This window comes from Pseudomonas sp. FSO-7 (assembly GCF_059579345.1).
Map to the genome: position 1 here is coordinate 5,779,027 of NZ_CM184193.1, position 22,869 is coordinate 5,801,895.

The 22,869-nt window shown below is 62.6% G+C and carries 21 protein-coding genes; 9 read left to right on the plus strand and 12 right to left on the minus strand.

Features of this window, described 5'->3' with window-relative positions; translation table 11 throughout:
* The first annotated feature begins 215 nt into the window (after nucleotides 1-215).
* Genes AC515T_RS25330 through lnt form a run of 4 tightly spaced genes read left to right on the plus strand, consistent with a single transcriptional unit; the run spans nucleotide 216 to nucleotide 4,108 of the window.
* Complete coding sequence (locus AC515T_RS25330) at nucleotides 216-1,226, plus strand: PhoH family protein (protein ID WP_496530453.1); 1,011 nt, start codon at nucleotides 216-218, stop codon at nucleotides 1,224-1,226.
* The gene (gene ybeY, locus AC515T_RS25335; RefSeq protein ID WP_122565058.1) at nucleotides 1,219-1,677 is read left to right on the plus strand and encodes an rRNA maturation RNase YbeY; all 459 of its coding nucleotides are present in this window, start codon (nucleotides 1,219-1,221) and stop codon (nucleotides 1,675-1,677) included. The genes AC515T_RS25330 and ybeY overlap by 8 nt, the downstream gene beginning before the upstream one ends.
* A gap of 40 nt (nucleotides 1,678-1,717) precedes the next feature.
* Nucleotides 1,718-2,557, plus strand: coding sequence for a CorC family transporter (locus tag AC515T_RS25340; RefSeq protein WP_003205870.1), 840 nt, complete (start codon nucleotides 1,718-1,720; stop codon nucleotides 2,555-2,557).
* Nucleotides 2,558-2,584: 27 nt separating this feature from the next.
* Nucleotides 2,585-4,108 carry an apolipoprotein N-acyltransferase gene (lnt, locus tag AC515T_RS25345; RefSeq protein WP_496530454.1) on the plus strand — a complete coding sequence of 508 codons (1,524 nt, stop codon included), beginning with the start codon at nucleotides 2,585-2,587 and terminating at the stop codon, nucleotides 4,106-4,108.
* A 148-nt stretch (nucleotides 4,109-4,256) separates the two neighbouring features.
* On the opposite strand, the gene AC515T_RS25350 is transcribed toward lnt, so the two are convergent.
* The gene (locus AC515T_RS25350) at nucleotides 4,257-5,018 is read right to left on the minus strand and encodes a YdcF family protein (protein WP_496530455.1); all 762 of its coding nucleotides are present in this window, start codon (nucleotides 5,016-5,018) and stop codon (nucleotides 4,257-4,259) included.
* Between the two features lie 103 nt (nucleotides 5,019-5,121).
* A complete protein-coding gene (locus tag AC515T_RS25355) occupies nucleotides 5,122-5,442 on the minus strand; it encodes a hypothetical protein (protein ID WP_496530456.1) in 321 nt (106 codons plus the stop codon).
* 292 nt (nucleotides 5,443-5,734) lie between these two features.
* Between AC515T_RS25355 and leuS the strand changes: the two genes are divergently transcribed.
* From leuS to AC515T_RS25380, 5 genes are all read left to right on the plus strand, one after another.
* Nucleotides 5,735-8,341: a leucine--tRNA ligase gene (gene leuS / locus AC515T_RS25360; RefSeq protein ID WP_496530457.1), complete on the plus strand. Its 2,607-nt coding sequence runs from the start codon at nucleotides 5,735-5,737 to the stop codon at nucleotides 8,339-8,341.
* Nucleotides 8,342-8,431: 90 nt separating this feature from the next.
* Nucleotides 8,432-9,037 (plus strand): LPS-assembly lipoprotein LptE, encoded by a 606-nt coding sequence (locus AC515T_RS25365; protein ID WP_496530458.1) that lies wholly within the window; start codon nucleotides 8,432-8,434, stop codon nucleotides 9,035-9,037.
* Nucleotides 9,038-9,076: 39 nt separating this feature from the next.
* Nucleotides 9,077-10,114, plus strand: coding sequence for a DNA polymerase III subunit delta (holA, locus tag AC515T_RS25370; RefSeq protein ID WP_053125648.1), 1,038 nt, complete (start codon nucleotides 9,077-9,079; stop codon nucleotides 10,112-10,114).
* A gap of 268 nt (nucleotides 10,115-10,382) precedes the next feature.
* The gene (gene arfA / locus AC515T_RS25375) at nucleotides 10,383-10,547 is read left to right on the plus strand and encodes an alternative ribosome rescue factor ArfA (RefSeq protein ID WP_030140368.1); all 165 of its coding nucleotides are present in this window, start codon (nucleotides 10,383-10,385) and stop codon (nucleotides 10,545-10,547) included.
* A gap of 72 nt (nucleotides 10,548-10,619) precedes the next feature.
* The gene (locus AC515T_RS25380) at nucleotides 10,620-11,942 is read left to right on the plus strand and encodes a lytic murein transglycosylase (protein WP_496530459.1); all 1,323 of its coding nucleotides are present in this window, start codon (nucleotides 10,620-10,622) and stop codon (nucleotides 11,940-11,942) included.
* Nucleotides 11,943-12,054: 112 nt separating this feature from the next.
* Here the strand turns inward: AC515T_RS25380 and AC515T_RS25385 are convergent, their stop codons facing one another.
* From AC515T_RS25385 to rlmH, 10 genes are all read right to left on the minus strand, one after another.
* Entirely contained in the window at nucleotides 12,055-12,987 is a 933-nt protein-coding gene (locus AC515T_RS25385) for a S66 peptidase family protein (RefSeq protein WP_496530460.1), read from the minus strand.
* A 963-nt stretch (nucleotides 12,988-13,950) separates the two neighbouring features.
* Nucleotides 13,951-14,973, minus strand: coding sequence for a lipoyl synthase (gene lipA, locus AC515T_RS25390; RefSeq protein ID WP_014340371.1), 1,023 nt, complete (start codon nucleotides 14,971-14,973; stop codon nucleotides 13,951-13,953).
* A 1-nt stretch (nucleotide 14,974) separates the two neighbouring features.
* Nucleotides 14,975-15,622, minus strand: coding sequence for a lipoyl(octanoyl) transferase LipB (lipB, locus tag AC515T_RS25395; protein ID WP_003205887.1), 648 nt, complete (start codon nucleotides 15,620-15,622; stop codon nucleotides 14,975-14,977).
* A complete protein-coding gene (locus AC515T_RS25400; protein WP_122565047.1) occupies nucleotides 15,622-15,894 on the minus strand; it encodes a DUF493 domain-containing protein in 273 nt (90 codons plus the stop codon). Before AC515T_RS25400 ends, lipB begins: the two co-directional genes overlap by 1 nt.
* Before the next feature lie 81 nt (nucleotides 15,895-15,975).
* Complete coding sequence (locus AC515T_RS25405; protein ID WP_496530461.1) at nucleotides 15,976-17,133, minus strand: D-alanyl-D-alanine carboxypeptidase family protein; 1,158 nt, start codon at nucleotides 17,131-17,133, stop codon at nucleotides 15,976-15,978.
* A 166-nt stretch (nucleotides 17,134-17,299) separates the two neighbouring features.
* Complete coding sequence (locus tag AC515T_RS25410; RefSeq protein ID WP_496530462.1) at nucleotides 17,300-18,325, minus strand: septal ring lytic transglycosylase RlpA family protein; 1,026 nt, start codon at nucleotides 18,323-18,325, stop codon at nucleotides 17,300-17,302.
* Nucleotides 18,325-19,335 carry a lytic murein transglycosylase B gene (gene mltB / locus AC515T_RS25415; protein WP_496530463.1) on the minus strand — a complete coding sequence of 337 codons (1,011 nt, stop codon included), beginning with the start codon at nucleotides 19,333-19,335 and terminating at the stop codon, nucleotides 18,325-18,327. The genes AC515T_RS25410 and mltB overlap by 1 nt, the downstream gene beginning before the upstream one ends.
* Nucleotides 19,336-19,352: 17 nt before the next feature.
* Nucleotides 19,353-20,456, minus strand: a complete 1,104-nt coding sequence (gene rodA / locus AC515T_RS25420) for a rod shape-determining protein RodA (RefSeq protein ID WP_163006686.1) — start codon at nucleotides 20,454-20,456, stop codon at nucleotides 19,353-19,355.
* A 31-nt stretch (nucleotides 20,457-20,487) separates the two neighbouring features.
* On the minus strand, nucleotides 20,488-22,383 hold the full coding sequence (gene mrdA / locus AC515T_RS25425; protein ID WP_496530464.1) for a penicillin-binding protein 2: 1,896 nt from the start codon (nucleotides 22,381-22,383) through the stop codon (nucleotides 20,488-20,490).
* A 9-nt stretch (nucleotides 22,384-22,392) separates the two neighbouring features.
* Nucleotides 22,393-22,860, minus strand: coding sequence for a 23S rRNA (pseudouridine(1915)-N(3))-methyltransferase RlmH (gene rlmH / locus AC515T_RS25430; RefSeq protein ID WP_047229490.1), 468 nt, complete (start codon nucleotides 22,858-22,860; stop codon nucleotides 22,393-22,395).
* Nucleotides 22,861-22,869: the final 9 nt, after the last annotated feature.

Here is a 22,869-nt window from a genome sequence, read left to right on the forward strand (position 1 = left end):
CCCCGCACTTCCTGTGGGAGCGAGCTTGCTCGCGATAGCGGCATGACAGTCAATACTTAGGTTGAATGTGAGGCCCCCATCACGAGCAAGCTCGCTCCCACAGTGAATCGTGCCAACCCTGTGATCAGATTCGCCTGTTTAAGAGCTTTCGCACCCAGCCTACTGGCGTTATCCTTGATTTCACCTTAATTGCCCCTGGGCGGCTAAAAACGACCTTGAACGCACCCATCGAACCACATCGCTTTATTCTCGAGCCCTTTGAGGCTCGCCGCTTCGCCAATCTGTGCGGGCAATTCGACGAGCACCTGCGCTTGATCGAACAGCGCCTGGCCATCGAGATCCGCAATCGCGGAAACCAGTTCGAGCTGATCGGCGAACCCAAGCACACCACCTCCGCGGAAAACCTGCTGCGCCGTCTCTACCGGGAAACCAAGGGGAGCGAGCTGTCGCCGGATACGGTCCACCTGTTCCTGCAGGAATCGGCTGTCGAAGAACTCGACAACCACGCCCCGTCGGAACCTGCCGTGGCCCTGCGCACGAAAAAAGGCATGATTCGCCCTCGCGGCTTGAATCAGCAGCGCTACGTGAAGGAAATCCTGGGCAACGACATCAACTTCGGCATCGGCCCGGCCGGTACCGGCAAGACCTACCTGGCCGTGGCCTGCGCCGTCGATGCGCTGGAGCGTGAACAGGTACGCCGCATCCTGCTGGTGCGACCGGCGGTCGAAGCGGGTGAAAAACTCGGCTTCCTGCCCGGCGACCTGGCCCAGAAGATCGACCCGTACCTGCGCCCGCTCTATGACGCACTGTATGAAATGCTCGGCTTCGAATACGTCGCCAAGCTGATCGAGCGCCAGGTCATCGAAGTCGCGCCGCTGGCCTACATGCGCGGTCGGACCCTGAACAACAGCTTCATCATCCTCGACGAAAGCCAGAACACCACGGTCGAGCAGATGAAAATGTTCCTGACCCGGATCGGCTTCGGCTCCACCGCCGTCATCACCGGGGACATCACCCAGGTCGACCTGCCCCGTGGCACCAAGTCCGGGCTGAACCATGTGATCCAGGTGCTCAAGGACGTGCCGGGCATCAGCTTCACGCACTTCATGCCCAAGGACGTCGTGCGTCATCCGTTGGTACAGCGCATTGTCGAAGCCTACGAGCGTTTCGAGCATCGCGCCGAGCAAGAGTCGGCCGACAGCCAAGGCAATGGCCGCAATGCTTGAACTCGACCTGCAAGTGGCCTGTGAACACGCCGCCCCCAGCGAGGCCCAGTTCCGCCAATGGTGCGAACTGGCCCTGCGCCAGCGCAGCGCCGACTCGGAGCTGACGATCCGCCTGGTGGACGAGCCCGAAGGCCGCGAACTGAACCACACCTGGCGGCAGAAGGACTACGCCACCAACGTGCTGTCGTTCCCCGCCGACGTTCCCGACGACCTGCTCGACATCCCGCTGCTGGGGGACCTGGTGATCTGCGTCCCGGTGGTGGAGCGCGAAGCGGCGGAACAAGACAAGACCCCTGAGGCCCACTGGGCCCATCTGGTGATTCACGGCTGCTTGCATCTCCTGGGTTACGACCATATAGAAGACGACGAAGCCGAAGAAATGGAAGCACTGGAACGAACGTTGCTTGCAGAGCTGGGTCATCCCGACCCCTACGCCGGCGACGAACACTGATACATCAACCTGTAACGACAAAGGATTCAGAGTAATCGCTATGAGCGAAGATCGATCGAGCAACGGGCAGAAGTCATGGCTGGGCAAGCTCACCCAGGCTTTTGCCCATGAGCCGAAAAACCGCCAGGAGCTGCTGGAGCTGCTGCGCGATGCACACCAGAACAAACTGCTGGACAGCGAAGCGCTGGCCATCGTCGAAGGCGCCATCCAGGTTGCTGACCTGCAAGTGCGGGACATCATGGTGCCGCGCTCGCAAATGGTCAGCATCAAGGCGACCCAGACCCCGCGTGAATTCCTGCCCGCCGTGGTCGACTCCGCTCATTCGCGCTACCCGGTCGTTGGCGAGAGCCATGACGACGTCATGGGCGTGCTGCTGGCCAAGGACCTGTTGCCGCTGATCCTTCAGGAGAACGGCGACAGCTTCAACATCAAGGACCTGCTGCGCCCGGCCACCTTCGTGCCCGAGTCCAAGCGCCTGAACGTGCTGCTGCGCGAATTTCGCGCCAACCACAACCACATGGCCATCGTCATCGACGAATACGGCGGCGTGGCCGGCCTGGTCACCATCGAAGACGTGCTCGAACAGATCGTCGGCGACATCGAGGACGAGCATGACGTCGAGGAAGACAGCTACATCAAGCCGCTGCCCAGCGGTGACTTTCTGATCAAGGCCCTGACGCCTATCGAGAACTTCAACGAATTCTTCGACAGCCAATTCTCCGACGATGAATTCGACACCGTCGGCGGCCTGGTGATGAGTGCTTTCGGGCACCTGCCCAAGCGCAACGAAACCACGGAAATCGGCTCCTGGCGCTTCCGCATCCTCAATGCCGACAGCCGCCGGATCCACCTGCTGCGCCTGTCACCCATTGGCCGATAACCCCTGCGAGACCCGCTAAGGACACACATGCGCTGGATAACCCGCCCCGGCTGGCCCGGTAACCTGCTGGCCGTGGCGGCCGGTGCGATCACCACCCTGGCCTTGGCGCCGTTCGATATCTGGCCGCTGGCATTGCTGGCGGTCGGCTTGTTCTATGCCGGGCTGCGCGAGCTTTCGCCGCGCCAGGCCCTGGGCCGTGGCTGGTGTTTCGGTTTCGGCCTGTTTGGCGCCGGCACCAGTTGGATCTACGTCAGCATCCATAACTTCGGCGGCGCCTCGGTGCTGCTCGCCGGGTTGTTGATGTTGCTGTTCATCGCTGCCATCGCCTGGTTCTTCGCCCTGCCCGCCTGGCTGTGGGCGCGCTGGCTGCGCCGCAACGAGGCGCCACTGGCCGATGCCCTGGCGTTCGCCGCACTGTGGTTGGGCCAGGAGGCGTTTCGTGGTTGGTTCCTCACCGGGTTCCCATGGCTGTATTCCGGTTACAGCCAGCTCGACGGCCCCCTGGCCGGCCTTGCGCCGTTGGGCGGGATGTGGCTGATCTCCTTCACCCTGGCCCTGACCGCCGCGCTGCTGTACAACGCGCCGCGGTTGATCCGCACCGGGCGCAAGGGCTTTATTGCCGCGGGCGTGCTGCTGTTGATCGGCCCATGGGGGGCCGGCATGGCTCTCAAGGGCCACGCCTGGACCAGCCCTTCGGGCGACCCGCTGAGCGTCGCGGCGATCCAGGGCAACATCGAACAAAGCATGAAGTGGGACCCCGAGCAGCTCAACGCGCAGTTGGCGCTGTACCGCGACATGAGCTTCGCCTCCAAGCGCGTCGACCTGCTGATCTGGCCGGAAACCGCGGTGCCGGTGCTCAAGGAGTCCGCCCAGGGCTACCTGGACATGATGGGCACTTTCGCCGCCGAGCGGCAGTCGGCGCTGATTACCGGCGTGCCGATTCGGCAACTGGTGCGCCACGAGAAGCGTTACTACAACGGCATCACCGTGACCGGCGAAGGTGACGGTACCTACCTGAAGCAAAAACTCGTGCCGTTTGGCGAATACGTGCCGCTACAGGACATCCTGCGTGGCCTGATCGCCTTCTTCGACCTGCCCATGTCGGACTTCGCCCGGGGCCCGGCCGACCAACCGCTGCTGCAAGCCAAGGGTTACCAGATCGCCCCGTTCATCTGCTATGAAGTGGTCTACCCGGAATTCGCCGCCAGCCTCTCGGCGCGTAGCGACCTGCTGCTGACCATCAGCAACGACACCTGGTTCGGCACCTCGATCGGCCCGCTGCAACACCTGCAAATGGCCCAGATGCGCGCCCTGGAAGCCGGTCGCTGGATGATCCGTGCGACCAACAACGGCGTAACCGGCCTGATCAACCCCTTCGGCCAAATCACCGCACAGATCCCGCAATTCGAACGCGGCATTCTCTACGGCGAGGTGGTGCCGATGCACGACCTGACGCCGTACCTGCAATGGCGCTCGTGGCCGCTGATCATTCTGTGCGTGTTGTTGCTGGGCTGGGCGTTGATGGCGGGACGGATGGCTAAAACCGTTTGACCCGTCCCCATGTGAATGAAACACCCTGTGGCGAGGGAGCTTGCTCCCGCTGGGGCGCGCAGCGGCCCCAAAAACAAGGCCTGCGTCGCAATCCAGCGGGAGCAAGCGCCCACGCCACAACAGCAATCACCTCACTCCGCGCAGTGTTTCAGCGATAGAACAACCAATACCCCACCTGCCCCACCGCCTCATTCATCAACTGCCCGGACTGCCAGATCGACTTGAACTCCGGCATCCAGCCGCCCAGTGGCCGGGCGTTGTCCGGCCCCAGGAAACCGACAGGCGCCGGCACCACTTCCAATCCCGCGCGCTCGAAACTCCAGACCGCCCGTGGCATGTGCCAGGCCTGGGTCACCACCACGACTCGCTTGACGCCCTCCGGCAGCAGGATCGCGGCGCTCAACTGGGCATTTTCCCAGGTCGTACGGCTGCGCTCCTCCTGCCAGCGCACGTCGACGCCAAAATCCTCACGCAGCGAGTCGGCCATCAGCCTGGCCTCGCTGGGCGGGGTGTCGTAATGCAAGCCGCCGGAGGTCAGCACGGGCAAGCCCGAAGCCTTGGCCAGTCGCGCCGCATAACGCTGGCGCTCCAGGCCCACACCAGTGGGCTGATCGGAGCCCCAGGCCGGGTCACCGCGCTCGCGACCGGAACCCAGCACCACGATGGCGTCGGCACGCTGGGCCAGGGTCGCCCACTCACTGCGCAGCAGCGGCGGTTCGCGCTCCAAGGCCTTCGCGCTCCACTGCACCACCACCGGCAGGCTCATCAGCCAGAAGCCGCCCAGGCCCACGGCGAAACACAGGCGGGCCAGGCGTGGCCGTGAATGGCGCCACCACCAGGCAAGCGCCAACAGCAGCAAAAGAATGCCGGGTGGCAATAACAGTTGTTTGATGAAATAGCGAAACGGCATCGGGCATCTCCATAGATGCCCGAAGCCTAGGTGGGTTGACGCAAAGCGACAACAGATTCGAAAAAACCCTGAATCAAAAAAAGCGACACGCGTGAATCCGGCGTTACTTGAACTGCAGTGACCGGACCTTTACTGCATCCTTGTCGGGCGTCCGGTCCTTGAGCCATACAACCTTGGCCGAACGGGGCGCATCGAGACGCTTGAGTACCTGGGCCCCACTGGTGGGGGCTTGATGTCCGACCTGTTCGAGATAAGCCTTGACCAGTTCGAACTCCGCGGGGCTCAAACCTCGCAGTTCCAGCTCTGCCGGAGGTTCATTGCGCAAGCGACCGGCGGTTCTTGCAGCGTCCAGGGCCACCCCGAGACGATCGATCAGTTTTTCATACAACTCAGGTGTAGCGACTTTTCGTTGTGATTCAACCATCCCTCACCTCATTGAAGATAAGACTCACTCCCCATTGAGAAGCTTAGCTTCGCTGGGCAAACCGGCAGGGCGCCGCGACCAACGGCCCTGAACACGGGTCTTCGCCAGCGGTCGTCGGTGGCCAGCACGCAATCAGGGTTTCCCTCGGTAGAGCGCGGTCATGTATGCTACGGCGCTTCCTGTAACTCCACTTCCAGCTTGCCTGGGCATCGAAAACGCCGCATTCGGCGTCGTCTGCGTCCAGCATGGCCACGAAGAGGATTGGGCCACCCCATTCAGTACAAAAGTAGCCATGCACGAACACTACCAGCCCCGTGAAATCGAAGCCGCCGCCCAGTCGTTCTGGGACGAGCAAAAGTCCTTTGAAGTCAGTGAACAGCCAGGCAAGGAGACTTACTACTGCCTGTCGATGTTCCCTTACCCCAGCGGCAAGCTACACATGGGGCATGTGCGCAACTACACCATCGGCGACGTGATCTCCCGCTACCAGCGCATGCAAGGCAAGAACGTCCTGCAACCCATGGGTTGGGACGCCTTCGGCATGCCGGCGGAAAACGCCGCGATGAAGAACAACGTGGCCCCCGCCAAGTGGACCTACGAAAACATCGCCTACATGAAGACCCAGCTGCGCAGCCTGGGCCTGGCGGTGGACTGGTCCCGCGAAGTGACCACCTGCAAGCCCGACTACTACCGCTGGGAACAATGGCTGTTCACCCGCCTGTTTGAAAAAGGCGTGATCTACCGCAAGAACGGCACCGTGAACTGGGACCCGGTGGACCAGACCGTACTGGCCAACGAACAAGTGATCGACGGCCGCGGCTGGCGCTCCGGCGCGCTGATCGAAAAGCGCGAGATCCCGATGTATTACTTCAAGATCACCGCCTACGCGGATGAACTCCTGGAGAGTCTCGACGAGCTGACCGGCTGGCCCGAGCAGGTCAAGACCATGCAGCGCAACTGGATCGGCAAGTCCCGGGGCATGGAAGTGCAATTCCCCTACGACGTCGCCTCCATAGGCGAAGCCGGCACCCTGAAAGTCTTCACCACCCGCCCGGACACGCTGATGGGCGCCACCTATGTGGCGGTGGCCGCCGAGCATCCGCTGGCCACCCTGGCGGCACAGAACAACCCTGAGCTGCAGGCGTTCATCGCCGAATGCAAGGGCGGCAGCGTCGCCGAAGCCGACGTCGCCACTCAAGAGAAGAAAGGCCTGCCGACGTCGTTGTTCGTCGAGCACCCGCTCACCGGCGAAAAACTGCCGGTGTGGGTCGCCAACTATGTGCTGATGCACTACGGCGACGGCGCGGTCATGGCCGTGCCCGCCCACGACGAGCGTGATTTCGAATTCGCCCACAAGTACAACCTGCCGGTCAAACCGGTCGTGCGCACCAGCGCCGGCGACCAGACCCCGGCCCCTTGGCTGGACGCCTATGGCGAACACGGCGAACTGATCAACTCCGGCGAGTTCAACGGCCTGGATTTCGCCGGTGCGTTCGATGCCATCGAAGTCGCCCTGATCAAGAAGAACCTCGGCGCCTCGCGCACCCAGTTCCGCCTGCGGGACTGGGGCATCAGCCGTCAGCGCTACTGGGGCTGCCCGATCCCGATCGTGCATTGCGACACTTGCGGTGACGTACCGGTGCCGGAAGACCAACTGCCGGTGGTCCTGCCGGAAGACGTCGTACCCGACGGCGCTGGCTCGCCCCTGGCACGCATGCCCGAGTTCTACGAGTGCAGTTGCCCGAAATGCGGCGCACCGGCCAAGCGTGAAACCGACACCATGGACACCTTCGTCGAGTCCTCCTGGTACTACGCCCGCTACGCCTCGCCGCACTATGAAGGCGGCCTGGTGGAAAAATCCGCGGCCGACCACTGGTTGCCGGTGGACCAGTACATCGGCGGCATCGAACACGCCATTCTCCACCTGCTCTACGCGCGTTTCTTCCACAAGCTGATGCGTGACGAAGGCCTGGTGAGTTCCAACGAGCCGTTCAAGAACCTGCTGACCCAAGGCATGGTGATCGCCGAGACTTACTATCGTCGCGAAGCCAACGGTGCCTACACCTGGTTCAACCCGAGCGACGTCGAGCTCGAACGCGACAGCAAAGCCAAGGTCATCAGCGCCAAGCTGATCGCCGACGGCCTGCCGGTGGAAATCGGCGGCACCGAGAAAATGGCCAAGTCGAAGAACAACGGCGTCGACCCACAGTCGATGATCGACCAGTTCGGCGCGGACACCTGCCGCCTGTTCATGATGTTCGCCTCGCCGCCTGACATGAGCGCGGAATGGTCCGACTCGGGTGTCGAAGGCTCGCACCGTTTCCTCAAGCGCGTCTGGCGCCTGGCCCAAGCCCACGTCACCCAAGGCCTTCCGGGCACACTGGACGTCGCCGGCCTGAATGACGAGCAGAAAGCCGTTCGTCGCTCGATTCACCTGGCCATCAAGCAGGCCAGCCATGACGTCGGCCAGAACCACAAATTCAACACCGCCATCGCCCAGGTGATGACGCTGATGAACGTACTGGAAAAAGCCGCGCAAGGCACCGAGCAGGATCGCGCACTGATTCACGAAGGCCTGGAAGCCGTGACGCTGCTGCTGGCACCAATCACTCCGCACATCAGCCACGAGCTGTGGAATCAACTGGGTCACGCCGACCCGGTGATTGACGCTCGCTGGCCGGTGGTGGACGAAACCGCGCTGGTGCAGGACAGCCTGACCCTGGTCATCCAGGTCAACGGCAAGCTGCGCGGCCATATCGAAATGCCGGCCGCCGCCACGCGTGAAGAAATCGAAGCCGCTGCGCGGGCCAATGAAAACGTGCTGCGCTTTGTCGATGGCCTGACGATCCGCAAAGTGATCGTCGTGCCCGGCAAGCTGGTCAACATCGTCGCAAGCTAATTGGATCGGGCGTCAGGCTCGAGCCTGGCGCCGAATACAACCTGCGGGGTCGCATGGTCGACCCCCATAGGGTTCAAGGGGAGCAACAAGATGATCAAACGTAATCTGCTGGTAGTGGGCCTGGCGGTCCTGTTGAGCGCCTGCGGCTTCCAACTGCGCGGCACCGGCACCACCGAGCTGGCGATCAAGGAACTGGACCTCAGCGCACGGGACGCCTATGGCGAAACCGTGAAAATGCTGCGCCAGACCCTGGAGAACAGTGGCGTCAAGGTCTACAGCGGTGCGCCGTACAAGCTGGTGCTGGCCGGGGAACAACAAAGCCAGCGCAGCCTGAGCTATGCCGGTGCCGGTCGTTCGGCCGAATACGAGCTGACCACCGTGCTGAGCTATGAGATCCGCGGCCACAACAACCTGTCGCTGCTGGACGACAAGCTCCAGGTGCAAAAGGTCTACCTGCACGATGGCAACAACATCACCGGCTCCGACCAGGAGTCCATCGAAGTGCGCGGCGAAATGCGTCGTGAACTCGTACAGCGCATGATGTTGCGCCTGCAACAGTTGAGCCCGACCCAACTGGACCAGTTGCAACAGACCGCCGACGCCCGCGCCAAGGCCGAAGCCGATGCGCTGGAAGCGGCACGCAAGGCTGAAGCGGAAACCCCGCAGCAGTCGCCGATGCAGATCCCGGCTGAATAAGCCTTGCGGGGCGCTCCGGCGCCCCGCTCGCTTTCTCTTATGAAGCTCGCTCCCGCCCAACTCGGCAAACACCTGCAAGGCGCCCTCGCGCCGGTCTACATCATCAGTGGCGATGACCCGCTGCTGTGCCAGGAAGCCGCCGACGCCATCCGCTCCGCCGCCCGCCAGCAAGGTTTCGACGAGCGCCAGGTCTTCGCCGCCGACGCCAGTTTCGACTGGGGCACGCTGCTACAGGCCGGGGCGAGCATGTCGTTGTTCGCCGAAAAACGCCTGCTGGAACTGCGCCTGCCCTCCGGCAAACCCGGGGACAAGGGCGCCGCCGCGCTGATCGAATATTGCTCACGCCCGGCCGAGGACACGGTGCTGCTCATCAGCTTGCCGAAACTCGACGGCAGCGCGCAGAAGACCAAATGGGGCAAGGCCCTGGTCGAAGGCCAGCAGACCCAGTTCGTGCAGATCTGGCCGGTGGATGTCAGCCAGTTGCCCAGCTGGATCCGCCAACGCCTGTCCCAGGCCGGCCTCTCGGCCAGCCAGGACGCGGTGGAGCTGATTGCCGCCCGGGTCGAAGGCAACCTGTTGGCCGCCGCCCAGGAAATCGAAAAGCTCAAGCTGATGGCCGAGGGCGGGCAGATCACCGTGGAAACGGTGCAGGCCGCCGTGGCCGACAGTGCGCGCTTCGATGTCTTCGGGCTGACCGATGCGATCCTCAACGGTGAAGCCGCCCATGCCCTGCGCATGCTCGAAGGCCTGCGGGGCGAAGGCGTCGAGCCACCGGTGATCCTCTGGGCCCTGGCCCGGGAGTTGCGCCTGCTGGCCAACCTTTCCCTGCAATACAGCCAGGGCGTACCGTTGGACAAAGCCTTCAGCCAGGCCCGCCCGCCCGTCTGGGACAAGCGCAAACCCCTGATGAGCAAGGCCCTGCAACGCTACTCCGCATCGCGCTGGGCGCAATTGCTGCTCGAGGCCCAGCGCATCGATGCACAGATCAAGGGCCAGGCCGCCGGCTCGCCGTGGATGAGCCTCAGCCGGTTGTCGCTGTTGATGGCTGGGCAGCGACTCCCTTTGCCCGCTGAATAACACAGTACCTGTGGCGAGGGAGCTTGCTCTTGCTGGACTGCGCAGCAGTCCAAAAATCATTTGACTCGGTGTGTCAGGCAAAATGCATTCAGCTCTCTCGGGGCTGCTGCGCAGCCCAGCGGGAGCAAGCTCCCTCGCCACAACAGCGTTCCAGCCACACTTTCCCTCGCCACTCTTGAAATTTCCTACGCCATGCAGGGACTGGACAACTACCCAACTCTGTCCCATGATTTGCCCCGCAAAAACCACCCCCACGAGAGATCCCATCATGAGCAAGAAGCCATCCAGGCATGGCCCCAACAAGGCCAAGTCCATCGTCGCCCAGCCCCTGTTCCGCAGCCGCCAGGAACGACCCGCCAAGGGCAAAGGCAGCTACCGCCGCGAAGCCTTCCAGTCTGACAACTGGGAGGCTTCTTGCTTTCTGGCCGCTTGAAACACTCGGACAAGCCCTACGCCCCTTTCGCATGTTAAGGTCAGCACCTGATTTGTATTTCTGGACCCGTGCATGCCCTTCTGTCTTTCCCATCGTTGGCCACTGCGCCAAATGATTCTTGCCGCAAGCGTTGTCCTGCTTGTCGCCTGCGCCGAAAAACCTACCGCCGCCGACGCCCAACCGCTCCAGACCGTTCCCGCCGTGACCGCGCCGGCCATCGTGCCGCCTGTGGTGCCCACCGGTGATGACCTGGCCATTGCGCCGACCCAGACCTTCGCGCAATGGCAGGCCGGGTTCCGCAAGGAAGCCCTGGCCGCCGGGATCCGCGCCGATTTGTTCGACCGCGCGTTTATCGGTGTCAGCCCGGACATGAGCGTGATCAAGGCCGACCGCAGCCAACCGGAATTCACCCGCCCCGTGTGGGAATACCTCGATGGCGCGCTGTCGCCACTGCGGGTCAACAAAGGCAAGAGCCTGATCCAACAGAACGCCCAGGTCCTGCAAAGCATCGAGCAGCGTTATGGCGTCGATCGCGAGGCGCTGGTGGCGGTGTGGGGCATGGAGAGCAACTTCGGCCAGTTCCAGGGCAGCAAATCGGTGATCAACTCCCTGGCGACCCTGGCCTATGAAGGACGACGCCCGGGATTTGCCCATGCGCAATTGATCGCCGCACTGCAAATCCTGCAACAGGGCGATATCACACCGGAAAAAATGCTCGGCTCCTGGGCCGGCGCCATGGGCCAGACCCAGTTCATTCCCACCACGTACAACACCCACGCGGTGGATTTCGATGGCGACGGCCGCCGCGACATCTGGGGCAGTTCTACCGATGCCCTGGCCTCGACCGCGCATTACCTGCAAAGCTCCGGCTGGCAACGTGGCCAACCGTGGGGCTTCGAGGTCGATCTCGCAGAAGGCTTCGACTACACACTGGCCGATGGCACGATCCGCAAGCCCGTCTCCGAATGGCTGCGGCTGGGCGTTTCGGAATATGGCGGCTTGCCGATCGCCCCCGAGGACAGGCAGCTATCGGCGGCCCTGCTCCTGCCGGCCGGCCATCGCGGCCCGGCGTTCCTGATCTTCGATAACTTCCGCGCCATCCTCAAGTACAACAACTCGTCGTCCTATGCCTTGGCGGTCGGGCTGTTGTCAAAGCGCTTTACCGATGGCGGGCTGGTCTACGGCCAGTGGCCCAAGGAAGACCTGCCCCTGAGCCGCAGCGAACGCATCGAACTGCAAACGCTGCTGGGCAAGCACAACTACGACGCGGGCAACCCCGACGGCATCATCGGCGCCAACACCCGCAAGGCCATCCGCAGTGCCCAGCAGTCGTTCGGCTGGCCGGCGGATGGGTATCCGACGCACCAGTTGCTGGAGGCGTTGCGTAGCCGCTGAATTGCCGTATGGCGGCTACCGCCATCGCGAGCAAGCTCGCTCCCACAGGTGTTCCCGGTCAACCTGTGGGAGCGAGCTTGCTCGCGATGACTGATCTGAAGACGCTACATGACTAGCGACTGACCACCACATCCTGCTCCAACACCAACCGCTTCTCCCCCGCATCCAGCGTCACCAACGCCCCCATGGGCAAGGTCAGGTTCGGATCGCAATGCCCACTGCGCCAGCCGGACAGCACCGGGATACGCAACGGTTCGAAGGTCTGCTTGAGCAAGTGGTTCAACGCCTCGACGTCGACCCCGGCCACATCCCCCACCAACACGCCACGAAGTTTGTGCAACGTGCCGGCCAAGCGTAGCTGGGTCAGCAGCCGGTCGATGCGATACAGCGGCTCGTTGACGTCTTCGATGAACAGGATCACTCCTTCGGCGTCGATCTGATAAGGCGTGCCCATGGTCGCGGCAATGATCGACAGGTTGCCGCCCAGCAGACGTCCGTGGGCAATGCCCGGCTCGACGGTGGTCAATGGGTAGGCTGCGGGGTGATTCAACATGCTGCCGGCTTTCAATTGCCCACGCAGCAGGCTGAAAAACGAGGTGACGGTTGGGGGTTCCTTGTCGCCCAGCAGATCGGCGTTGAGCAGTGGCCCGTGGAAGGTCACGAAGCCTGCGTAGCGGCTGATGGCCAGGTGCAGGGCGGTGATGTCGCTGTAACCTACGAATGGTTTGGGGTTGCGTCGTAGGAGGTCGAAGTCGATGCGATCCAGCAGGCGGGGGGTGCCGTAGCCGCCGCGTAGGCAGATGATGGTTTTGACTTCTGGGTCGGCGAAGGCGGCGTGCAGGTCGTTCAGGCGTATTTCGTCGCTGCCGGCCAGGTAGTTGTCCTTTTCGTAGACGCCTGGGAATATTCGCAGCTCATGACCCCGGGCGCGCATCCATTGGATGGCTTTTTCCGTGTCCAGGGGGGCGGGGCCGGCGGGGGCGATCACTCCGATCATGCCTTCTTTCGGGAGTGCTGGGACGGGGTGGTGTGGGGTTAGGGCCATTGGGTTCCCGGCTTTTTTGATCGTGTGTATATCCGTTTTTTTTGTAACGGCGGCTGGCGGTTCCGCTCTTACAGCGGGTCACTTTTGGAAGAGCGCCAAAAGTAACCAAAAACGCTTTGCCCCACCACTCGGTGCCTCGCTCAGGCTCGGCATGCCCTCACTCCGGCATTGCTCCGTGGGCCCGCCGCGAAGGGCCATCCATGGCCCAGCGCGGCTATCCCGGCATCCATGCCGGGATGCCCACTGCGCAATGCCTGCGTTCGGCCAGCGTGGTTTAACGGGGCGCCCAGATCAAGATCAAGATCCAAAGCAAAGCAAAGCAAAGCAAAGCAAAGCAAAGCAAAGCAAAAGCAAAAGCAAAAGCAAAGCAAGAGCGGTGGCATATTCAGCATCTATGTGGCTGAGCCACCGCTATCGCGAGCAAGCTCGCTCCCACACTGGATCTTCAGCGAATACAGAATTCACGTGCACCTAACCCCCCTGTGGGAGCGAGCTTGCTCGCGATGAGGTCGGCACATCCAACATCACTGCAGACTGACCCACCGCCTTCGCGAGCAAGCCCGCTCCCACAGGAGAAATGCGGTCTCACCAAGAACCAGGTCAGCTATCAGGCCGCCTCGCGGTGGACGTTGATCTCGGGCGCCCCGTTAACCACGATGGCTGAACGCAGGCATTGGTTCGTGGGCAACCCGGCATGGATGCCGGGTTAGCCGCGCTGGGCCATGGATGGCCCTTCGCGGCGGCCCACGAACCAATGCCGGAGTGAAGGCATGCCGAGCCCTAGCGAGGCACCGAGTGGTGGGGCAAAAGCGTTTTGGTTACTTTTGACTGGGCCGGCTTCCGGGCTCTTCAAAAGTGACCCGCTGTAAGAGCGGAACCCTAAGTGGCCGTTACCGCAGCAACGGATATACACACCGCCCCCGGATACACCACCCCACCAACCCACAAAATCCCAACCTTAAATCAGGACCCCAGCAACTCAGCCTTAACCAGTTTCGCCTGCTCATCCGCATGATACGAAGACCGCACCAACGGCCCCGAAGCCACGTTCTTGAACCCCATCTTGTACCCTTCCTCAGCAAACCAGGCAAAGGTATCCGGATGCACAAAACGCTGCACCGGCAGGTGACTACGCGAAGGCTGCAAGTACTGCCCCAAGGTCAGCATATCGATGTCATGCTCACGCATCCGCTTCATGACCTCGATAACTTCCTCATCCGTCTCACCCAGGCCCAGCATCAAGCCAGACTTGGTCGGAATGTGCGGCATCATCTGCTTGAAGCGCTGCAGCAAGGTCAGCGACCACTGGTAATCCGACCCCGGCCGCGCGGCCTTGTACAGGCGCGGCACGGTTTCCAGGTTGTGGTTGAACACATCCGGCGGCTCGGCGGCGGTGATTTCCAGGGCGATGTCCATGCGGCCACGGTAATCGGGCACCAGGGTTTCCAACTGTACGTTCGGCGACAGCTTGCGGATCTCGCGGATGCAGTCGGCAAAGTGCTGGGCACCGCCGTCACGCAGGTCGTCACGGTCCACCGAAGTGATGACCACGTACTTGAGCTTCAGGTCGGCGATGGCGATGGCCAGGCTTTCCGGCTCGTTGGTGTCCAAGGGCTTCGGACGGCCGTGGCCGACGTCACAGAACGGGCAGCGACGGGTGCAGATGTCGCCCATGATCATGAACGTGGCGGTGCCGCCGGAGAAGCATTCGCCCAGGTTCGGGCAGGAGGCTTCCTCGCAGACGCTGTGCAGCTTGTGCTTGCGCAGCAGGGCCTTGATGCGGTCGACTTCCGGGGAAACCGGGATGCGCACGCGGATCCAGTCGGGTTTCTTCGGCAGTTCGGTGGTGGGGATGATCTTGACCGGGATGCGTGCAACCTTCTCGGCGCCGCGCAGCTTGACGCCGGCCTCTACCTTGGCACGCGGGGCCGGACGCTCGGTGACGTCCAGCGTCGGGATCATGGTTTGCACTGCATCAGTAGTCATATCAGTCGATTCCGCCCGTGAGGGTCGTCTGCTCAGCATAGTCGAGGTGTTTGACGAGCTGCGCGCGCAGCCGGGCACTTACCTCGGCAAATTCAATCGATCCTGCGTGTTCGCTCAACTGGGTCATCGCCAGTCCCGCGTAGCCACAGGGATTAATCCGTCGGAATGGCGCCAGGTCCATGTCCACGTTCAACGCCAGGCCATGAAACGAACAGCCGTGGCGGATCCGCAAACCCAGGGAGGCGATTTTCGCCCCATCGACGTAGACACCCGGCGCATCCGGCTTGGCCGCCGCCGTCACCCCGTAGCTGGCCAGCAGCTCGATCAGGCACGTCTCCATGCGGGTGACCAGCTCGCGCACGCCAAACCCCAGCTTGCGCACATCCAGCAACAGGTAGGCGACCAGTTGGCCAGGGCCATGGTAGGTCACCTGCCCGCCTCGGTCGACCTTCACCACCGGGATATCCCCCGGCAGCAACAGGTGCTCGGCCTTGCCGGCCTGGCCCTGGGTGAACACCGGCGGATGTTCCACCAGCCAGACTTCATCGTCGGCGGTGGTGCCGCGTTCGTTGGTGAAGCGTTGCATGGCATGCCAGACCGGCTCGTAAGCCATCGTGCCCAGCTCGCGAAAGCCCAGCGTGCCCGGCATCACAACACCATGTGCACGAAACCGGTCGCTCGCAGCTCGCTGTTGATGTCGTAGAGCTGTTCCTGACCGGTGGCAATGATGTGCAACTGGATCGTCGTGTACTTGCCGTTGGTACTCTGGCGCTCGGCCAGGGTCTTGTGGTCAACGGTGGCATGTTTTTCAAGGATCGCGATGATCTTGTCCTTGAAACCCACACCGGTGTCGCCGATTACCTTGATGGGGTAATCCGCGCAGGGAAATTCGATTTTTGGCGCCTTTACTTCGTCTGTCATGGCGTAACGGCCTCGTAAGCCGTGGTAACGCACATGGCCCCGCTCCGGATGGGAACGAGGCCATGCAGGTCAACACATCAATCAGTTGAACAAGCCGTAGAAGAATAGACGGATGCTATCCCAGATGCGGCGGAAGATACCACCTTCCTCGACCGCGTCCAGAGCGATCAGGTCAGCGCTGTGCACCACTTTGTCGTCCAGTTTGACTTCGACTTTACCGATCACGTCGCCCTTGGCGATGGGAGCGGTCAGTTGCGGGTTCATGGTCATGCTGGCAGCGAGCTTCTTGAGCTGGCCTTTGGGCAGGGTCATGGTCAGGTCCTGGGCCAGGCCGGCCTTGACCTGGTTGCTCGAACCTTTCCAGACCTGGGCCTGGGCCAGTTCGGTGCCCTTCTGGTAGAAGGTCTGGGTTTCGAAGAAGCGGAAGCCGTAGGTCAACAGCTTCTGGGTCTCGGCGGCCCGGGCCACTTCGCTGCTGGTGCCGAAGACAACGGCGATCAGGCGCATGCCATCACGCACCGCCGAAGACACCATGCAGTAGCCGGCTTCGTCGGTGTGGCCGGTCTTCAGGCCATCGACGGTCTTGTCGCGCCACAGCAGCAGGTTGCGGTTAGGCTGCTTGATACCGTTCCAGAAGAATTCCTTCTGGGAGTAGATGGCGTAGTGCGCCGGGTCTTCATGGATGATTGCCCGGGCCAGGATCGCCATGTCGTGAGCCGACGAATAGTGCTCAGGGTTCGGCAGGCCGGTGGGGTTCATGAAGTGGCTGTTGGTCATGCCCAGGTCGGCCACGGTTTTGTTCATCATGTCGGCGAACGCATCTTCGCTGCCGGCGATGTGCTCGGCCAGGGCGACGCTGGCGTCGTTGCCGGACTGGATGATGATGCCGTGCAGCAGGTCGCTGACGGTCACTTGCGAACCGACCTTGATGAACATCCGCGAACCGCCGGTGCGCCAGGCGTTTTCGCTGACGGTCACCGGATCGTTTTCACCGATCTGGCCGCGACGGATTTCCAGGGTGGCGATGTAGGCGGTCATCAGCTTGGTCAGGCTGGCCGGTGGCAGGCGCTGGTCACCGTTGTTCTCTACCAGCACCTCGCCGCTGCTGGCATCCATGAGCACAAAGGATTTGGCGGCCAATTGAGGGGGCGCCGGCATCATCTCGACCGCGAACGCGGCCGGTGAGAGAAGCAGCGGGACTAGCAGGCAAAGGCGTTTGGCAAAGGTGGTGATGTTCATCCGTCTCTCGAAATCGCTAATGGGACTGCCCGAAGGCAGAACTAAACAGGCAGCTTTCTAACGAGCTGCCGCGTATTTAAGTTGCTCACTCACACCCTTGCCGGGCTTTTATTATTCATGGAGCCAACAACCTGACCCGCTCCAACCGCAAGCGGGCCTCATTCAATCACTCAGAGGTGACCAGGCTCGGCGAACCGAGATTGGCCAGGCGCACACTGTTCTGCACCTGCTGGACCTCACCCGGAGAACCGATCGGCCCCAGGCGCACCCGATGCAGTGTCTGCTGGTTGCGCACGATCGAGCTGATGAACACCGGGGCGCTCACCATCGAGCTGAGTTTGGACCTCAGCAGCTCGGCAGCGTCCGGGTTGGCGAACGCGCCCACTTGCAGAAACTGGCCAGACGCTGTTGCAGAAGCGTTTTTTTTTGCATCGATCTGTACCGGCAGCACGGCCGCGGCGTGTTGCTGCGGCGGTGGTGTCCACTGCTCGACCGTGCCGGTGGACGCCGTCACGGTGGGCGCGGCATTTTGCGCCACTTTCGGCTCGTTGAGCATCAAAGGCGCCGGACGGCCACGTTGGGCCCACCATTCCTGCGGATCGATGCCTTCGACCTTGACCCGGGCGGTGCCGGTTTCAGCGTAACCGAGTTTTTTCGCCGCCGCATACGACAGGTCGATGATGCGGTCGGAATAGAACGGCCCACGGTCGTTGACCCGCAAGATCACGCTCTTGTTGTTGTCCAGGTTGGTCACCCGCACATAGCTGGGCAGCGGCAAGGTCTTGTGGGCCGCGCTCATGCCATACAGGTCATACACTTCGCCGTTGGCGGTGTTCTGGCCGTGGAACTTGGTGCCATACCAGGACGCCGTGCCCGAGGCCACGTAGCGCTTGGAATCGGCCATCGGGAAATAGGTCTTGCCCAGCACCGTATAGGGGTTGGCCTTGTAGGGGCCGGTGTGCAGGGTTGGCGTGGCGTCGGGGATGCGCGAGACATCCACGTCCCACCACGGCGCGCCGTCCTTGTGGGCCCGATTGATGTCCAGGCCCGGCGTCGCGCGCACGGCGGTGGTGTTTTTCTGGACCGGCGCGCGGCTGGTCGAACAACTGACGACCAGCAGCGACAGCGCAGCCAACGCCACCAGCTTGAGGGGTTTGGCCTTCAGGGGTAGATGGGTAGGCAATGCCCGCATTATTTGACGCCCCGTGCTTTGACCAGCTCTTCAGACAGTTGATATACGGCCATGGCGTACATCACGCTGCGGTTATAACGCGTAATCGCGTAGAAATTCTTCAGGCCCATCCAGTATTCGGGGCCTTGTTCGCCTTCCAGGCGCATCGCGGTGACCGGCATGTCGTCACGCAGCGTATCATGACTCGACCAGCCCAACGCCCGCAACTCCCCGACGGTTTTCGTCGGCTCGATGCCCTCGGTCAGGCCCTCGTCCACTTGCTCGCCACGCACGTCGGCACGGCTGACCACCGGCTGGCCGGCTTCCCAGCCGTGACGCTTGAAATAGCTGGCGACACTGCCGATGGCATCGGTCGGGTTGGTCCAGATATTGATGTGGCCGTCGCCGTCGAAGTCCACCGCGTAGGCGCGGAAACTGCTGGGCATGAATTGCGGCAGGCCCATGGCCCCGGCGTAGGAACCCTTGAGGGTCAGCGGATCGACCTGCTCTTCGCGGGCCAGCAGCAGGAACTCGCGCAGCTCCTTGCGGAAGAACTCGGCACGCGGCGGGTAATCGAAGCCCAGGGTCGACAACGCGTCGATCACCCGGAAATTCCCGGTGTTGCGGCCAAAGAAGGTCTCGACGCCAATGATCGACACAATGAACTGGGCCGGCACACCGTATTCCTGCTCGGCACGGGCCAGGGCCGCCTCGTGCTGGCGCCAGAAGTCCACACCCCGGGCGATACGCGCCTCGGTGATGAACATCGGCCGGTACTCGCTCCACTGCTTGACCCGCTCGGCGGGCCGGGAGATCGCGTCGAGAATCGACTGCTTGCGCTCGGCCTCGCGAAACACCCCCATCAGCTGTTCACCGGCGAAACCGTAGTCGCGGGTCATCTCACCGACGAATTCGGCCACCTGTGGCGAGCCTTCGTATTCACCGGCCCAGGCCTGCGACGCACTGCCCAGGAAGCCGACCAGGCCGATCCACGGCGCATATCGCGTCGACCAGCCACGCATTGCTTGCATTGAACTCTTCACCTTATTCAAACCTGCGCGATCCACTTGCGATGCGTATGAATCGACATCAAAACCCCAAACGCTGACAGTAGTGTCACCAGCGAAGTTCCTCCGTAGCTAATGAAAGGCAACGGCACCCCCACGACCGGCAACAGGCCACTGACCATACCGATGTTGACGAAAACATAAACAAAAAACGTCATGGTCAGGCTGCCCGCGAGCAATTTGCCGAACAGCGTCTGGGCCTGGGCAGTGATCACCAGCCCCCGGCCGATCAGCAATAAATAGATCAGCAGCAGCACGCAGATGCCCACCAGGCCGAACTCCTCGCCCAATACGGCGATGATGAAGTCGGTGTGGCTTTCCGGCAAAAAGTCCAGGTGCGACTGAGTGCCCATCAGCCAGCCCTTGCCGAACACCCCGCCGGAGCCGATGGCGGCCTTGGACTGGATGATGTTCCAACCAGTGCCCAGCGGATCGCTCTCCGGGTCGAGGAACGTCAGCACCCGCTGCTTCTGGTAGTCGTGCATCACGAAGTACCACATGGCCACCGACACCGGCACGGCGGCGGCGATCACGCTGAGAATCCAGCGCCAGCGCAGCCCGCCCATGAACAGCACGAAGGCGCCGCCGGCCAGGATCAGCAGCGAGGTGCCGAGGTCCGGCTGGCGGACGATCAGGATGAACGGGATACCGATCAGCAACAGGCTGATGCACACATGCTTGAGCTGCGGCGGCAGTGAACGCTTGGCCAGGTACCAGGCGATGGTCGCCGGCATGATGATCTTGAGGAATTCCGAAGGCTGGAAGCGGATCACCCCGGGGATGTTGATCCAGCGGGTGGCGCCCATGGCGTTGTGGCCCATGATGTCCACCACCACCAACAAGCAGACCCCCACCACATAGGCCAGTGGCACCCAGCGCGCCATGAACCGCGGTTCGAGCTGGGCGATCACGATCATCGACACCAGGCCGATGCCGAACGAGGTGGCCTGCTTGGCCAGCAGGTCCCAGCTCTTGCCACTGGCCGAATACAGCACGAACAGACTGCCCGCGGCCAGGGTCAGCAGCAGGATCAGCAACGGGCCATCGATGTGCATGCGCTGCAGCAAGGTGGCGCGACGGCGCATCACGTCTTCGCTGGAGAGGATCCGGTCGAAATTATTCTTCACGGGCCGTAGCCTCCGCAGTGATGGGGCTTGCGTATTCAGGCTTGAGCTGGCCGTGCTCATCCAGCAGCCAGGCGTCCATGATCTGGCGCACCACCGGCGCGGCGACGCCAGAACCCGACTCGCCGTTCTCGACCATGACCGCCACGACGATCTTCGGGTTGTCGGCCGGCGCGAAGCCGACGAACAAGGCATGGTCGCGGTGGCGCTCCTGGACCTTGGTGCGGTCGTACTTCTCGCCCTGCTTGATGGCGACGACCTGGGCCGTACCGCTCTTGCCGGCAATGCGGTACTGCGCGCCGATGGCCGCCTTGCGGGCGGTGCCGCGAGCGCCGTGCATCACCTGCTGCATGCCGATGTTGACCTTCTGCCAGTCCGACGGGTTGCGCAGGATGATGTCCGGCATCGGGTCCGGGTCCACCGGTTTCTGGCCTTCGATGGTCTTGGCCAGGTGCGGGCGATACCACTTGCCCTTGCTCGCCACCAGCGCCGTGGCCTGGGCCAGTTGCAAGGGCGTTGCCTGCATGTAGCCCTGGCCGATCCCCAGGATCAAGGTTTCGCCGGGGAACCAGGCCTGGCGCCGGGTCGCCCGCTTCCATTCACGGGACGGCATCAGGCCGGGCGATTCCTCGAACATGTCCAGGGAAACTTTCTGACCAAGGCCAAACTTGTTCATGTAGGACGACAGCCGATCGATCCCCAGCTTGTGGGCCAGGTCGTAGAAGTAGGTGTCGTTGGAACGCATGATCGCCGTTTCCAGGTCCACATAACCGTCGCCGGTGCGGTTCCAGTTGCGGTACTTGTGGTCGTAGTTCGGCAGTTGGTAATAACCCGGGTCGTAGACCCGGCTCGACGCGGTGACCACGCCAGCGTCCAACCCGGCAATCGCCACGGCTGGCTTGATGGTCGAACCCGGCGGATAGAGGCCACGCAACACCCGGTTGAACAGCGGCCGGTCGATGGAATCGCGCAACTCGGCGTAGGCCTTGAAGCTGATGCCGGTGACGAACAGGTTCGGGTCGAAGCTCGGCTGGCTGACCATCGCCAGCACCTCGCCGGTGTTCGGGTCCAGCGCCACCACCGCGCCGCGCCGCCCGCCCAGCGCCGCTTCGGCGGCCTCTTGCAGCTTGATGTCCAGGCTCAGGACGATGTCCTTGCCGGGAATCGGATCGGTGCGCTTGAGCACCCGCAATACGCGACCGCGGGCGTTGGTCTCGACTTCCTCGTAACCCACCTGACCATGCAGCTCGGGCTCGTAGAAGCGCTCGATACCGGTCTTGCCGATATGGTGGGTGCCGCTGTAATTGACTGGATCGAGGGTCTTGAGCTCTTTCTCGTTGATCCGCCCCATGTAGCCGACCGAGTGGGCAAAGTGTGGCCCCTGGGGATAATGCCGCACCAACTGCGCCACCACCTCGACGCCGGGCAGGCGGAACTGGTTCACGGCGATCAGGGCGATCTGCTCTTCGGTCAGCTCGAACAAAATCGGCACCGGCTCGAACGGCCGTCGCCCCTGGCGCATGCGCTTCTCGAAGATCGCCCGGTCGTCGGGCGTCAGTTGCAGCACTTCGACGATCACGTCGAGCACCTGCTGCCAGTCGCCGGAGCGCTCGCGGGTCATGCTCAGGCTGAAGCTGGGCCGGTTATCCGCCACCACCACGCCGTTGCGGTCGAAGATCAGCCCGCGGGTCGGCGGAATCGGTTGCACATGCACCCGGTTGTTTTCCGACAGGGTCGAGTGGTACTCGTACTGGATCACCTGGAGGAAATACAAGCGCGCAATCAACACGCCGATCAGCGTCACCACCGCAATAGCGCCGAACACGACGCGACCCCGCACCAGGCGGGCGTCTTTTTCGTGGTCCTTGATACGGATCGGCTGGGGCATGGGGCAGGATTACTTGTGGTAAGGGTGCCCGGACAGGACTGTCCAGGCACGATACAGCTGTTCGCCGATCAGGATCCGCACCAGCGGGTGCGGCAACGTCAACGGCGACAACGACCAGCGCTGGTCGGCCCGGGCACAGACTTCCGGCGCCAGCCCTTCCGGGCCACCGACCATGAAGTTGACCGTACGCGCGTCCAGCCGCCAGCGATCGAGCTCCACCGCCAGTTGCTCGGTGCTCCAGGGCTTGCCGTGGACTTCGAGGGTGACGATGCGCTCGTTCGGCCCGACCTTGGCCAACATGGCTTCGCCTTCCTGGCGGATGAAGCGCGCCACGTCGGCGTTCTTGCCACGGGTGTTGAGCGGAATTTCCACCAGTTCCAGGGCCAGCTCGGACGGAAGACGCTTGGCATATTCATGCCAGCCTTCTTCCACCCACTTGGGCATGCGAGAACCGACGGCGATCAGGCGCAGTCGCACAGCGGTCCC

Excerpts from the sequence above, each read along its gene's own strand:
- mrdA (WP_496530464.1), bottom strand. The coding sequence starts at position 22,383 with ATGCCCCAGCCGATCCGTATCAAGGACCACGAAAAAGACGCCCGCCTG.
- AC515T_RS25400 (WP_122565047.1), bottom strand. The coding sequence starts at position 15,894 with ATGACAGACGAAGTAAAGGCGCCAAAAATCGAATTTCCCTGCGCGGAT.
- ybeY (WP_122565058.1), top strand. The coding sequence starts at position 1,219 with ATGCTTGAACTCGACCTGCAAGTGGCCTGTGAACACGCCGCCCCCAGC.
- AC515T_RS25340 (WP_003205870.1), top strand. The coding sequence starts at position 1,718 with ATGAGCGAAGATCGATCGAGCAACGGGCAGAAGTCATGGCTGGGCAAG.
- holA (WP_053125648.1), top strand. The coding sequence starts at position 9,077 with ATGAAGCTCGCTCCCGCCCAACTCGGCAAACACCTGCAAGGCGCCCTC.
- AC515T_RS25365 (WP_496530458.1), top strand. The coding sequence starts at position 8,432 with ATGATCAAACGTAATCTGCTGGTAGTGGGCCTGGCGGTCCTGTTGAGC.
- AC515T_RS25380 (WP_496530459.1), top strand. The coding sequence starts at position 10,620 with ATGCCCTTCTGTCTTTCCCATCGTTGGCCACTGCGCCAAATGATTCTT.
- arfA (WP_030140368.1), top strand. The coding sequence starts at position 10,383 with ATGAGCAAGAAGCCATCCAGGCATGGCCCCAACAAGGCCAAGTCCATC.
- AC515T_RS25385 (WP_496530460.1), bottom strand. The coding sequence starts at position 12,987 with ATGGCCCTAACCCCACACCACCCCGTCCCAGCACTCCCGAAAGAAGGC.
- rodA (WP_163006686.1), bottom strand. The coding sequence starts at position 20,456 with ATGCGCCGTCGCGCCACCTTGCTGCAGCGCATGCACATCGATGGCCCG.
- lnt (WP_496530454.1), top strand. The coding sequence starts at position 2,585 with ATGCGCTGGATAACCCGCCCCGGCTGGCCCGGTAACCTGCTGGCCGTG.
- AC515T_RS25410 (WP_496530462.1), bottom strand. The coding sequence starts at position 18,325 with ATGCGGGCATTGCCTACCCATCTACCCCTGAAGGCCAAACCCCTCAAG.
- AC515T_RS25405 (WP_496530461.1), bottom strand. The coding sequence starts at position 17,133 with ATGAACATCACCACCTTTGCCAAACGCCTTTGCCTGCTAGTCCCGCTG.
- mltB (WP_496530463.1), bottom strand. The coding sequence starts at position 19,335 with ATGCAAGCAATGCGTGGCTGGTCGACGCGATATGCGCCGTGGATCGGC.
- AC515T_RS25355 (WP_496530456.1), bottom strand. The coding sequence starts at position 5,442 with ATGGTTGAATCACAACGAAAAGTCGCTACACCTGAGTTGTATGAAAAA.
- AC515T_RS25350 (WP_496530455.1), bottom strand. The coding sequence starts at position 5,018 with ATGCCGTTTCGCTATTTCATCAAACAACTGTTATTGCCACCCGGCATT.
- lipA (WP_014340371.1), bottom strand. The coding sequence starts at position 14,973 with ATGACTACTGATGCAGTGCAAACCATGATCCCGACGCTGGACGTCACC.
- lipB (WP_003205887.1), bottom strand. The coding sequence starts at position 15,622 with ATGCCGGGCACGCTGGGCTTTCGCGAGCTGGGCACGATGGCTTACGAG.
- leuS (WP_496530457.1), top strand. The coding sequence starts at position 5,735 with ATGCACGAACACTACCAGCCCCGTGAAATCGAAGCCGCCGCCCAGTCG.